The sequence below is a fragment of the Lysinibacillus sp. FSL R5-0849 genome (assembly GCF_038595075.1).
GTDB classification, from domain to species: Bacteria; Bacillota; Bacilli; order Bacillales_A; family Planococcaceae; genus Lysinibacillus; species Lysinibacillus fusiformis.
Map to the genome: position 1 here is coordinate 4,283,915 of NZ_CP152004.1, position 13,544 is coordinate 4,297,458.

Genomic DNA, 13,544 nt, shown 5'->3' on the forward strand with positions numbered 1-13,544 from the left:
TATTTCTAAGAATTAAAATAAACACAAATTCGGCAGCCATCCTGCTCTTGAACAGGGATATCCATATCATAGATTTCCTTCAGCGCGTCCGAGTTAATAATATCGTTGGTAGAACCGTTTTTCACAACACGGCCATCTTTTAATGCAACAATATTATCTGAGTATACTGATGCAAAATTAATGTCATGGAGTACAATTACAACTGTTTTCCCTAACTCATCCACTAGCTTACGTAAAATCTTCATAATCTGAACAGAATGTTTCATATCTAAATTATTTAATGGCTCGTCCAGTAAGATGTATTCTGTATCCTGAGCAATAACCATTGCAATAAAAGCCCGCTGACGTTGACCGCCTGATAATTCATCTAAGTAATTATGTTGAATATCTTCTAAATTCATATATTGAATAGCTTCATCCACTTTTTCTTCATCTTCGGGTTTTAAATTTCCTTTTGAATAAGGGAAACGACCAAAGGATACAAGCTCACGAATCGTTAAGCGGACATTCATAAAGTTAGACTGCTTTAATATGGATACACGCTTGGCGAAATCATCTGATTTCCAGCGTCTTACATCTGCTTTGTCGAGTAGTACTTCACCAGTATCTGCATTCAGCAAACGGCTCACCATTGAAAGTAGCGTGGACTTTCCTGCACCATTGGGTCCAATAAAAGACGTTATTTTCCCTGAAACAATGTCAACACTTACATCTTGAACGACAGGTTTTTTCCCGAAAAACTTCGTAATTTCTTTGACTTGTATCATCCTGCTGACCTACTTTCTCTTAATAATAAGTAGATGAAGTATACTCCACCCACAAAATTAATAATGACGCTTAGTGTAGTACTGAAAGTGAATACTCGTTCAACCATCCACTGCCCACCGATTAAAGCAATAATACTCATTACACAAGAACCAGCAATTAAGACGGAGTGCTTGTATGTTTTAAAATACTGATACGATAAATTCGCAACGATTAATCCAAAGAATGTAATTGGCCCAACTAGCGCTGTCGAAACAGAAATCAAGATAGAAGCTAAAATTAACATGCGTTGTACCAGCTTATCGTATGGTACACCTAAATTAATTGCTGTATCTCGTCCTAAAGACATGACATCTAATTGATTCATATGACGCCAACCATATATAAACGTTAGTAAAATGATTACACCAGCAAGCCAAACTAAATCTGAATTAACATTGTTAAAACTTGCAAACATTTTACTTTGTAAGCCTAAAAATTCATTAGGATCGATCAATACTTGGAAGAATGTTGTGATACTTCCTAAGAACGTACCGACAATCATACCAACAAGTAGTAAGAAATATATTGGTCGCTTTCCTTCTTTAAACAAAACTCGATAAAAAATTAAAGCGAAAACAATCATTGATACAATAGCAAGGGTAAAATTATAGTAAATATTGATAACTAAAATAGATGTAGAGCCAAAGAAAAAGTAGATGCATGTTTGAATCAACATATACAAAGCATCTAATCCCATAACACTTGGCGTTAAAATCCGATTATGGGTAATGGTTTGGAAAACCACTGTTGAATAGGCAATAGCTATACCCGTTAGCCCCATCGCTATAACTTTTATGACACGTCTCGGAAAAGCATAGTGATAATTCCCATTCAACTCCCAAAATAGATACAATAAGATAGCTATCACGGCAAGACCCAGCAAAATGAACATTCTTGTACGATTACGCATATGCTCTCCCCCTAAACAACATGACTAGGAAGATGGCACTTCCAATTACACCAACAGTCATACTAATTGGTATCTCATAAGGGAAAATCAGTACGCGTCCTAAAATATCGCAGAATAATAAGAATGACATACCAAGTAATGCTGTATGCGGCAATGTTTTTGCCAAATTGTCACCTTTAAACAGTGAAATAATATTCGGTATGATCAAGCCAAGGAATGGAATGACACCGACTGTTAGCACCACTGTTGTGGAGATAAGAGCCACCAATACTAAGCCTAAATTCACCACAAACTTATAGGATAGACCAAGATTTTTAGCAAAATCCTCACCCATACCGGCTACTGTAAAACGATTGGCATAAATATAAGCTAAAATAAGTACTGGTACACTTATGTATAACAGTTCATAACGGCCTTTCATGATTAATGAGAAATCTCCTTGTAACCATGCAGAAATGTTTTGGATAATATTTGCCTTATAAGCAAAGAACGTTGTTACGGAAGACAGGATATTACCATACATTAAGCCAATAAGCGGTATAAAAATCGCATCTTTAAACTTAATTCGATTTAATATTTGCATAAATAATAATGTGCCGGCTAAAGCAAATATGAAAGCGAAGGAAATTTTCTGGAAATACGTGACATTTGTGAAAAACATCATGGAAATCAATATACCCAGTCGAGTGGCATCTAAAGTACCTGCTGTCGTTGGTGATACGAACTTATTCCTACTTAAGCTTTGCATAATTAAACCAGCAATACTCATACCTGCACCTGCTAGCAAAATAGCAACAAGTCTAGGTACACGACTAATTAAAAATAGTCTAGTTTCTTCTGATTGGAAGTCTAATAGATCAAATGGTTTAATATCTACTACTCCGATAAATAGCGATACTATAGACAACACAACAGTTGCTGTTAAAAGATATCTTATTTTCATAGTAATCCCCGGTAGATTTCAATTTTGTGTGTAATGAATGTGTAGTGAAAATGATTATCATTACTCACGATTTCCATTATAGTCATGTTTTCATTCTCAGTCAACATGCAAATGAGAATTATTCTCGGTTTATTTTAAAGGAACTAGAAAACGTGTCTAATTAATGAAATATTAGTATTTTCGGCAAATTTCACACCTTAAATAATTCACTATTTCTACAATTTCTTTATCCAAACAAAATGGTAATTGAGAACACCCCCGCGTCTCAATTACCATTTTTATTCGCTATATGATTCGTCTCACTTTTCTTAACCATGCTGAAATAATGAATATAATTAATACCAAACCTACATATCCCATTACTGCATAGAGCTTAGCTACAAGCGTCGTAAATCCTGCTAGACTTGCTAAAAAGCCTAAAACCCCTATAAAAATAACTGCTACTTTAAAGCTAGGTCTATTAGGCTTAAAGAATCTTACCATAAATGAATAGAGCATCCCTACTGCAGTATTGTAAATCATCCCTAATAGAGAGAAAGTCATTAATAGCCCAACTAATGGATGAATTTCATTTGCTAATGCTAGCATAGGAATATCTAGTCCTATAACAACGTTCATTTTTGCAAGAAGAGAAAAATTAATAAGCAGAATTAAAGCGCCTAATAGAATTCCGCCAATAATGCCCCCCATTCCAGCTATTTTATCATTGCGCACCGAGCCGCACATCACCGTTAATAATGAGAAACTTACTCCAATATTAAATGACATATATAACAAAGCAGTCAACCACCAGCTTTTCGAGCTTATTTGCGCCTGCTGGGCAATTACCGCTTGTTCGACAAAGGTAAGATCCATCGTTGCAATGGCATAGATAGCAATAATAGAAACAATCACTAATAAGTACGGAGTTGCTAGTGCAATAATATTAATGATACTTTTAACATCCATCATCACGGTGGCTACTGTTAGCAGTATCATACATATACTCCCTAGCCAAATAGGTAGTCCAAACATTTGCTGCAATGTTGCACCCGCACCAGCAAACATAATAACAGCCACGCCAAATAAAAACAGTGATAATAAATAATCCAATACAAGACCAACAGCATTACCAGAAATCTGATAAATTAAATCCTTATGAGATGCAGTGCGTAGTCTTGAACTAACCTGGGCTACACACATACCAACAATAGAGAAACCAACCATCGCTAATAGGGCACCATAAACCCCTTTAAAGCCATAGCTTGTAAAATAGAGGACAATTTCCTGTCCAGATGCAAATCCTGCACCAACGATAATTCCTACATAGGCACCGCCGATTTGCAAGCTTTTTTTCAATCAGTTCTCTCCTCGTTTTTTCCTTTATCGTAAATGATTTTTATTGATAGACCTCTTTGCTAATCGTTAGCTTATCAATAACAGCCCTATTAATTGTATAGCCAATGCCGATTTCTTGAGGTACATCAATGTATCCATTTTTGACGATGACTTCTGGATTAATAATATCCTCATACCAATAATGACTAGAGCCAGCAGTATCTCCAGGCAACATAAAATGGCTAAGAGAAGTTAAGGCAATATTATGTGCTCGTCCGATTCCTGCCTCTAACATTCCTCCACACCAAACGGGAATTTGATTCTCCTTGCAGAGGTCATGAATTCGTTTCGCCTCTGTTAAACCGCCAACTCGTCCAATTTTAATATTTATTACACCACAGCTCCCTAGCTCAATTGCTTTACGAGCATCTTCAAACGATGTGATACTTTCATCTAAACATATTGGTGTTTTTATGTTTTTCTGTAGGGTTGCATGATCCACAATATCATCAGTAGCTAGTGGCTGTTCGATCATTAATAAGTTGTAATCATCAAGCTGCTGTAATATGGCGATATCATCCAACGTATAAGCTGAGTTCGCATCGACCATTAAAGGTAGATCCGGTAGCTCTGCACGGATTGCACGCACCACTTCTACATCATAGCCAGGCTTAATTTTCACTTTCACCCTTTTGTAGCCCTTTTCCATATGGCTTTTTATTACTTCTATTAATTGAGCTGTTGAAGCTTGAATACCTACGCTGACCCCAACTTCAATTCGTTGTTTTTGCCCTCCTAAAGCCCTTGCGAGTGATTGCTTTGTTTGCTGGGAATAAATATCCCATATCGTACCTTCTATCGAAGCTTTCGCCATGCAATTTCTGCGAATAGGAGCAAACAATGTAGTCACCTCATCTGGATGCCCAACCTCTTTATGTAGCAAGAGAGGTATTAGAAAATCTTTCAGCATATGCCATGTCGTCTTTAAAGTCTCCTCTGTATACCAAGGCGCTACAAAAGCTACCGTTTCTCCCCATCCAGTAATCCCAGATTCATCTTGTGCTTCTATTAATAACAGTTCCTTTTCATCGATTGTGCCAAAGCTTGTTGTAAATGGTGCTTTCATCGGCATTTTAATATGTCTTAACGTCATCTTTTCTATTTTCACAAACTTCACTCCCTATTATAATTATAAGGCTAATAAGGAGCGTCTGACTAACAGATAGCTATGGACATATTCTGGGTGCTTCTTGACGCGTACAATGGCATAGTCTTGATTGAATAATGTTGTTAAGATCTTTCTAATTTTATAGCGCCAGTCCTCAGCTAGTTTAGGACTTTCAACTTTCACTTTCTGCAAATATTGAGGAATCGGTAATAGATAGGCATCCTGATGAAAGGATTCCTCCATTTGAAATGTATTATCTATGTCTAGGACAGGCAAGCCATCGACAGTTAGTGTCCACGGTACGATTTCATCTGCGATCTCTTCTAGTTCGTCAAGGCTATCCGCCATTTGTTCACGCTCTATCCACCACTCTACAACCAGCCTATCTGATGGCAATCCTTCATTAAAGTCATCTTGAAGAGCGCCGTAATAATCATTTTCGTATTGATAACTCATAGCATTTAGCTTTAAAAATGCTAAATTTGCTAAACTCACCTCCAGAGGCTCAAATAACCAACGAACCAGCTGAAATCCATTTTCTTTTGCGTATTCTTGCTGAGCATGCTTTAATAACTCACCTACACCTTGTTCACGATATGCTTTTTTTACACCAATCATGTGTGAATGTAAGTATATTTCTCTATCATGAGAACCTACAAAGCAATAGTTGAAGCCAATTAGCTTTTCTTCTAAATAAGCACCTAAAACTAATCCGCCATTTTGTACAACTGCTAGTAATTGGTGAGAGGGAATTGCTTGGCTTCCCCATATTTCAGCATTCAACTTTTGGACCTCTCCAATTTCTATAGGTGTCATTACTTTGCGAATATGCACTTGCTCTAACATTATGCTGACGCCTCCTTTGTATCCGTTGATTCCAATGCTAACAAGACTGCTCTCGTAAGAATCTCCACGCCAGTAACAAGTCTTGCTTGTTTAAACTTCATTTTCGGATGGTGTAACCCTGGTGATAACCCACACCCTAAACCCAACATTGTTGTTTTTAAGTGTGGTCGTTTTACCGCATAATGATGAAAATCCTCTCCACCAGGTGTGTGTACCGGCTTTCTTAAATTTGATAATCCAGCAGCTTGTATAATTGCTTGTTCCATAATATATTGTGCACTCGTATCAACTTCTGCTGCTACAATATTGGCAACAGTACGTAATTCAATCTGCACCTTATGCAATAACTTAGACGAATCAATAACACGTTTGACCCCTTGCGCTAAATCGTCCATAACATTATTTTGTTGGGCTCGAATATCAATCGTAAATGAGGCATTTCCAGGTATAATATTTCCTGATTCTCCCCCTGCATGAAACTTTGTCATCTTCACCGAAACAGGTACCATTGGATCGGTATGAATGGTTCGTAAATCCTCAATGATGGTAGCCCCTACTTCGATTGCATTAATGCCAAGGTGTGGCCTTGCAGCATGTGCATCTTCCCCAATAATCTCCCCTTCAAGTAAACGAGAGGCACCATGATACAAGGCAGCACAGTATGTACCATCCTCTAGCTCATGGACTGGTCTTACATGAACTCCAAATAAATAGTCGAGCTCATCAATTACCCCTTCTTCTAAGACCGCTAATGCTCCTGTCCCTTTTTCTTCAGCCGGTTGGAAAATGACACGGATTGTACCATTAAATGATGGCTGTTGTTCTTTTAATAATAAGAGTGCACCAATAGCCATTGTCATATGTCCATCATGCCCACAGGAATGGTTGGCACGGAAATGGCCATCAACCTCCTGCCATAATGCGTCTATATCTGTGCGTAAACCTACTTTAGGACTACCATGACCCACATCCACATAAAGACCTGTAGAATTTTTAAAACGAATTGGCGAAAATCCTTCTTCAGTTAATAAATCTACTATATAATTGGTTGTTTCTACCTCATGCCAGCTAATTTCCGGATTGGCGTGTAAATACGTAAAAATCTCCATTAATCTTGACCTCAAACGGTCCAATTCTTCTTTCATAACATCCAACCCCTTAAAATTTTCTTATAATTATGATTATTATAGCGAAAATAATGATCTTCTACATAGAAACTTATACCCATACTCAATAAAATTACTACTTAAGATAATATATTTCGCGCTAGACTTCATAAATAGACATTAATTTAGATAACAAAAAAAGATGTAAATACAGCCCATTATCCGGACTGTATTTACATCTTTAATTTAGTTAATACCTTTCATTGCCTTTGAAATAATCGGCGATAAAACTAACAATAATATACCAATGACAATTGAAAGCGATCCTAAGAAGCCAAAGTATGTGAATTCGCTTACAACTTCATAAACCTTTACTAACTGCGCATTAATTGCTTGTGCTGCCGCACTTGTTAAAAACCATAAAGACATTGTTTGTGCAGCAAATGCTTGTGGTGCCAATTTCGTCGTAGCAGATAAACCAACTGGTGATAATAATAATTCACCTACAACTACTAAGAAGAATGACAGTACTAACCACCAAGGACTAACTAATGTTTCTCCACCAGATAAATGTGCTGGAATCATCATGACAAGGAATGATAAACCTGCAAAGAATAAGGCGTATGAAAACTTACGTGGCGTAGTTGGCTGCTTGTCTCCCCATTTAAGCCATAACATCGCAAATAATGGTGCCATTGTTATAACAAATAGCGGGTTTAATGACTGGAACCACGAAGATTGAAGCTGAATGCTACCAATACTTAGTTGTGTACGTTCGTCTGCATACGTAGCCAGAATTGTTGCCCCTTGTTCTTGAATCGCCCAAAACATAACGGCTGACAAGAATAATGGAATATAGGCAAGAAGTCGAGATTTTTCATCTTTTGTTGTCTTTTCACTACGATACATATAAATAAAGAAGACTGTTGGAATTAATACACCTAGAGCTGTAATGATTAAACTGAATACATTCATTGTTAAAGTACCCGTTTTAATACCAATAGCACCAAGAATAATAATAAGTAAAGCAACAATACCAAATTGCGCAAAGACTTTTTTACGTTCTTCAGGCTTTAATGGGTTATTAACTTGTAAACCCGCTAAGCCTAAGTATTTTTTCTCTGTTAATTTATAAACAATTAGCCCAATGAACATCCCTAAACCGGCTAAACCAAAGCCTAAGTGGAAGCTATACTTTTGTCCAATTGTTCCGACAATAAATGGTGCAATGAATGCCCCCATATTAATACCCATATAGAAAATAGAGAAGCCTGCATCACGACGGCTATCTGTTTCAGCGTAAATATCCCCAACAATACTTGAAACGTTTGGTTTTAATAACCCAGTCCCCATTACGATAAATGCCATTGAAGCAAATAGCATCGTTACACCGCCAGGCAGTGCTAGCAATAAGTGACCAATCATAATTAACACGCCACCATAAAAAATAGTTCTACGTGTTCCTAATACTCGGTCGGCAATCCATCCACCTATAATACCTGACATATAAACAAGGGAACCATAAATGGCCATAATAGAGTTCGCTGTACCGCGGTCTAGACCTAATCCACCCTGATTCAATTCGTAATACATAAAGAAGATGAGAATTGCTCGCATACCGTAATACGAGAAACGTTCCCAAAATTCTGTGAAAAACAAAGTAAAGAGCCCTTTAGGGTGTCCAACAAAGCCATTTTGAGGGACAGATTTTACAACTTCATCTTTACTAGACATACAATACCCTCTCCCAATTAAAAATATTCTCTTAAAAAAACATTATTACCCTAAAATAAGGATTAAAAAACTGTGTTTCATCATACTAAAGTGTTTTTTTAACTTTAGCAAGAGTTTTAAAAAATGTTGAAAATTTATTATTTTTCTTTAAATTCTGATTGTTCATTTTGATAATTATTAAATCCTTTGATATATCTAAGTTTTCTCACACTTCCGTAGCACAAACTTGTTTTCTGAACATTAAATTATTCTAAAATATTTAAAATTCAGATTTATAACTTTTTATCCAAATTTAAACTATTTTTTCTAAAAATTATTAAAATACGTACATGCTGTTGTTCTAGATTCTATATTCCCCTTAATAACAAAAAGCATGCCAAAATCTTTTTGGCATGCTTTTTATTATTTTTTCATTTTATTAATTTACAACGTATTGCTGATATTTTGCATAATCTGCTTCTTTAACTTCAAGCGATAATAAAGTACCGCCTTCTTCGTATGCTGTATTAGAAACAGAGGCATGTTCATTTAAATAAGAAACAATATTCCCTTGGTCATAAGGTATGAGCATTTCACATGTCACATAATCAGAGAAAATGTGTTGACGAACTAATTGAATTAATTCTTCTAACCCTACCCCTTGTTTTGCTGAAACCCAAATATTATCCCCACTTACAACAGGGTAAGGCACTTGGGCAAGATCAGCTTTATTGTAAACATAGATGGTTGGGATACCTTCAACTCCTACCGCTTTTAATGTTTCATTTGTAACGTCCATCATAAAACCATGCTCTGAATTAGAAACATCTACGACATGTAATAAAAGATCTGCATCTCTTGCCTCTTCTAATGTGGAGCGGAACGCTTTTACTAGATGGTGAGGCAACTTGCTTACAAATCCAACTGTGTCCGTTAATAAAAATGTCTTTTTATCAGGTAGCTCTATCTGACGAACTGAGGTTTCAAGCGTAGCAAAAAGCATATCCTTCTCAAAGACTTGTTTATGCTCTTCTTGTCCTATCTCTGCCAGCAACTGATTCATAATCGTTGACTTACCAGCATTCGTATAGCCGACAATAGATACTACCGGAAGGGCATTTTTTCGACGCTGTTTCCGCTGCGTTTCTCGTTGATCTTTGACCTGCTCTAGATCCTTTTTGATTTTCGCTATTTGATCTTCAATTTTTCGACGATCCAATTCTAGCTTTGTTTCCCCAGCACCTCGGTTTTTAAAGCCACCACCTGTACCTCCACCCTGACGGCTTAAAGAGGCATGTAAGCCCACTAAGCGTGGGAGCATATATTGAAGCTGTGCTAGTTCTACCTGCATTTGTGCCTCCCGTGTTTTCGCACGTCGGCCAAAAATATCTAAAATAAGCATTGTTCGATCAATAACTTTTGTTGCTAGATCACGCTCTAAATTACGAATTTGCGACGGTGATAGCTCATCATTAAAAATAACGAGATTTGCTTGTGCTTCTTCATAGAAATTTTTGATTTCTTCTATTTTACCTGTACCAACATAATGGGAAGGTGTCACGCGCTCTAAATTTTGCGTAACTACCCCTACAATCTCCACATTGAGAGCCTCTGTTAAATTTCGAAGCTCTTCCATTGAATACTCAAAGTGCGCATCATTCCGTAAATTTACGCCAACGAGAATGGCCTTTTCAATTAATACATCAACTTCCTTAATTCTATCCATTAGAAACCTCCCACCAAAGCCTTGGTGACCCTACGACAAATTTTCTCCATCTTACCATAAATTACACCTGTCCGTATGTTCGGAACGTTATGAAAAACGTTTCAAAAAATGCGCCTCTTAGAAAAGGCGCATTTCACTTATTTTCTTTCTTCTTTTAATAATACTTCCGAACGGTTAAACTCTTCTTCAATTTCTTCATTATGTCTATACGTCAATAGACTAACAATAACCGCAACGATTAAACATACAAAGAAGCCTGGCACAATTTCATATAGGGCACTTGATAATGATTCAACTTTCCCCCAAATAAATGCTGTTGCAGCACCCGTTACCATTCCACTTAAAGCTCCGTAATTCGTTAACTTTCTCCAATATAAAGAAAGTAAAATGACTGGCCCAAATGCTGCACCGAATCCTGCCCATGCAAAACCAACTAAACTTAAGATCGAGCTATCTGGATTCCAGGCTAAAATTGCTGCAATAATCGCAACAACTAATACAGCCATACGCCCTACAAAAACATAATGCTTATCGGTTGCTGTTTTGTTAAACAGTGCTTTATAAATATCCTCTACAAGTGCCGAAGAGGTAACGATTAATTGCGATGAAATGGTACTCATAACAGCAGCTAAAATGGCCGCTAGCATAATTCCAGCTATAAATGGATGGAATAAAATTTGTCCAAGTACAATAAATACTGTTTCAGCGTCTTTTAGCTCACCTGCATTTTGTTCATAATAAGCTACCCCTACTAACGCTGTCCCAATGGCGCCAAATAAACTTAACATCATCCAGCCAATACCAATACGACGAGCCTGCTTTGTTTCCTTTACAGAGCTGATGGCCATAAAGCGTACAATAATATGTGGCTGCCCAAAATAGCCTAATCCCCAGGCAAGTGAGGAAATAATACCGGCTGCTGTTGCAGTGGCAGGTAACATGTTTAGCAAATCTGGGCTAACTGCTTTAATAGAAGTAATTGTATCCCCTATCCCACCTGTTACAAAAAGACCGAATAGCGGTACAGCAATAAGTGCTATAAACATGATAAGTCCTTGTAAAAAATCGGTATAACTTACTGCTAAAAATCCACCGAACAATGTATAGGCTACTACTACTGCCGAAACAATTAACAAACCTGTATGATAGTCATAACCAAATGAGCTATCGAAAAATTTGCCCCCTGCTACCATCCCGGAAGAAACATAAAATGTGAAAAATAATAAAATAATGATACCTGAAGCAATTCTTATTAACTTCGTATGATCGCGTAATCGATTGTCCAAATAACTCGGTATTGTAATGGAATCATTGGTAACCTGTGTATAAACGCGTAGCCGTGGTGCTACTAATAACCAGTTTAAATAAGCACCTACAGTTAACCCAATGGCAATCCAAGCCTCAACAAGACCTGATAAAAAAATAGCACCAGGTAAGCCCATTAAAAGCCAGCCAGACATGTCCGCCGCACCTGCACTTAGAGCCGTTACAGCCGGACCTAAGGAACGACCACCAAGCATATAGTCTGTTAAATTGGATGTTTTAACGAATGCATACCAACCTATCGCTAGCATGGCGACCATATAAATAATAATTGCTAATAATTGATACATATTATCTGACATACTTTTTCCTCCTATTCAGTCTTTAGTATCACCAATTCATAAAGAAATACTATACACATAAAGATACCATGAACATACAATTCTACCTATAATTACACAGAATTTTTGTGAAATTTTTTTCAAAAACATTGTTCGTTATAAAATGTGTTAAACTAGTGCCATCTATTACACAATAAAGTAGGCGAAAATGTATGACATTTGAAGAAATGAAAGCTCATCTCATAGAAAGAATTTTACAGCAACAGCTAGTTACTGCGACAATAAGTCAACCTCGCATGAAATCTAATGAAGTTAAACGCATGAAGTTGAAGCCTTTAATGTTAAAGAACAGTTATCATATACAAATTGAATACCAATATGAACGAATTTTAAAACATGAAAATATTCAATTGACCGAATTTCCCGCTAAGCTGGAGACTATATTCGAAGATTATCGCCAAGCCCATGTTGATTTTATTGATGAAAAAGTACAAGTCCAATTATCCAAAAAGAATAAAGTACTTTGGAAATCCGATCAATCCGGTACACCTAAGCAAGTTAATTTGGCACATAATCGTAAAAAGAATTACTTACTTTCGGATGATCAACCTTATCCGTTTTTAATCCGGCTTGGCGTGCAAACAGAGGATGGAAAAGTTAAAAAACAAAAATACGATAAATTTAAGCAAATTAATCGCTTTATTGAATTTATTGACGATGCTTTATCCTACTTACCAAAAAATCGGCAAGTTCGTATTTTAGATTTCGGATCAGGCAAATCGTATTTAACGTTTGCTTTGTATCATTATTTAAAAATCGAAAAAGGTCTAGATATACGTGTAACAGGCCTAGATCTAAAAAAGGAAGTTATTGAAGAGTGTTCAAGAATAGCACAAGACCTAGGCTATGACCAGCTTGAATTTCTTGTAGGAGATATTAATGATTATAATGAGGAATCCGCTGTAGACATGGTCGTAACACTGCATGCGTGCGATGTTGCCACAGATATGGCTTTAGCCCGTGCCGTGAAATGGGACGCAAGCGTTATATTAAGTGTTCCTTGTTGCCAACATGAATTGAATCGTCAACTAAATACCCCTTCATTGGACATTATGTTACAACACGGTCTTATCCGAGAGCGTTTCGCCGCCCTTGCTACCGATTCCATTCGGGCCGAAATCTTGTCCCTTGTAGGCTATGAAGCACAGCTTCTTGAATTTATTGATATGGAAAATACGCCTAAAAATATTTTAATCCGAGCATACCGAACAGGAAAAAAAGCAAGTATAGAGCAACGTGCCAACTATGATGCTTTCTTAAATTTATTACATGCAACACCATTTTTACAAAAGGAGTTAAAAGAGTATTTATAACATACCAAAAAGGGTCATCCGACTATAGACA

Annotated in this window: 11 protein-coding genes; 1 reads left to right on the top strand and 10 read right to left on the bottom strand. The window is 36.9% G+C overall.

Annotation, left to right across the window (positions count from 1 at the left end; all coding sequences use genetic code 11):
* Positions 1-5: 5 nt before the first annotated feature.
* From MKY80_RS21200 to putP, 10 genes are all read right to left on the bottom strand, one after another.
* Positions 6-767 carry an ABC transporter ATP-binding protein gene (locus MKY80_RS21200; protein WP_008175175.1) on the bottom strand — a complete coding sequence of 254 codons (762 nt, stop codon included), beginning with the start codon at positions 765-767 and terminating at the stop codon, positions 6-8.
* Positions 764-1,717 (bottom strand): iron chelate uptake ABC transporter family permease subunit, encoded by a 954-nt coding sequence (locus tag MKY80_RS21205; RefSeq protein WP_008175176.1) that lies wholly within the window; start codon positions 1,715-1,717, stop codon positions 764-766. Before MKY80_RS21205 ends, MKY80_RS21200 begins: the two co-directional genes overlap by 4 nt.
* A complete protein-coding gene (locus MKY80_RS21210; RefSeq protein WP_089985785.1) occupies positions 1,710-2,660 on the bottom strand; it encodes an ABC transporter permease in 951 nt (316 codons plus the stop codon). Before MKY80_RS21210 ends, MKY80_RS21205 begins: the two co-directional genes overlap by 8 nt.
* Before the next feature lie 285 nt (positions 2,661-2,945).
* Positions 2,946-3,998 (bottom strand): hypothetical protein, encoded by a 1,053-nt coding sequence (locus MKY80_RS21215; protein ID WP_008175178.1) that lies wholly within the window; start codon positions 3,996-3,998, stop codon positions 2,946-2,948.
* A gap of 40 nt (positions 3,999-4,038) precedes the next feature.
* Positions 4,039-5,145 (bottom strand): o-succinylbenzoate synthase, encoded by a 1,107-nt coding sequence (gene menC, locus MKY80_RS21220; protein WP_043989909.1) that lies wholly within the window; start codon positions 5,143-5,145, stop codon positions 4,039-4,041.
* 21 nt (positions 5,146-5,166) lie between these two features.
* A complete protein-coding gene (locus MKY80_RS21225) occupies positions 5,167-5,991 on the bottom strand; it encodes a GNAT family N-acetyltransferase (protein ID WP_008175180.1) in 825 nt (274 codons plus the stop codon).
* Positions 5,991-7,136 (bottom strand): M20 peptidase aminoacylase family protein, encoded by a 1,146-nt coding sequence (locus MKY80_RS21230; protein ID WP_036121158.1) that lies wholly within the window; start codon positions 7,134-7,136, stop codon positions 5,991-5,993. Before MKY80_RS21230 ends, MKY80_RS21225 begins: the two co-directional genes overlap by 1 nt.
* 207 nt (positions 7,137-7,343) lie before the next feature.
* A complete protein-coding gene (locus MKY80_RS21235; RefSeq protein WP_008175182.1) occupies positions 7,344-8,831 on the bottom strand; it encodes a peptide MFS transporter in 1,488 nt (495 codons plus the stop codon).
* Between the two features lie 418 nt (positions 8,832-9,249).
* Positions 9,250-10,536 carry a GTPase HflX gene (hflX, locus tag MKY80_RS21240; protein ID WP_342531099.1) on the bottom strand — a complete coding sequence of 429 codons (1,287 nt, stop codon included), beginning with the start codon at positions 10,534-10,536 and terminating at the stop codon, positions 9,250-9,252.
* A gap of 137 nt (positions 10,537-10,673) precedes the next feature.
* Positions 10,674-12,161, bottom strand: a complete 1,488-nt coding sequence (putP, locus tag MKY80_RS21245; RefSeq protein WP_008175184.1) for a sodium/proline symporter PutP — start codon at positions 12,159-12,161, stop codon at positions 10,674-10,676.
* Positions 12,162-12,352: 191 nt separating this feature from the next.
* Between putP and MKY80_RS21250 the strand changes: the two genes are divergently transcribed.
* Positions 12,353-13,513: an SAM-dependent methyltransferase gene (locus MKY80_RS21250; RefSeq protein WP_342531101.1), complete on the top strand. Its 1,161-nt coding sequence runs from the start codon at positions 12,353-12,355 to the stop codon at positions 13,511-13,513.
* Positions 13,514-13,544: the final 31 nt, after the last annotated feature.

Excerpts from the sequence above, each read along its gene's own strand:
- MKY80_RS21200 (WP_008175175.1), bottom strand. The coding sequence starts at position 767 with ATGATACAAGTCAAAGAAATTACGAAGTTTTTCGGGAAAAAACCTGTC.
- MKY80_RS21205 (WP_008175176.1), bottom strand. The coding sequence starts at position 1,717 with ATGCGTAATCGTACAAGAATGTTCATTTTGCTGGGTCTTGCCGTGATA.
- MKY80_RS21210 (WP_089985785.1), bottom strand. The coding sequence starts at position 2,660 with ATGAAAATAAGATATCTTTTAACAGCAACTGTTGTGTTGTCTATAGTA.
- MKY80_RS21225 (WP_008175180.1), bottom strand. The coding sequence starts at position 5,991 with ATGTTAGAGCAAGTGCATATTCGCAAAGTAATGACACCTATAGAAATT.
- MKY80_RS21230 (WP_036121158.1), bottom strand. The coding sequence starts at position 7,136 with ATGAAAGAAGAATTGGACCGTTTGAGGTCAAGATTAATGGAGATTTTT.
- MKY80_RS21235 (WP_008175182.1), bottom strand. The coding sequence starts at position 8,831 with ATGTCTAGTAAAGATGAAGTTGTAAAATCTGTCCCTCAAAATGGCTTT.
- hflX (WP_342531099.1), bottom strand. The coding sequence starts at position 10,536 with ATGGATAGAATTAAGGAAGTTGATGTATTAATTGAAAAGGCCATTCTC.
- putP (WP_008175184.1), bottom strand. The coding sequence starts at position 12,161 with ATGTCAGATAATATGTATCAATTATTAGCAATTATTATTTATATGGTC.
- MKY80_RS21250 (WP_342531101.1), top strand. The coding sequence starts at position 12,353 with ATGACATTTGAAGAAATGAAAGCTCATCTCATAGAAAGAATTTTACAG.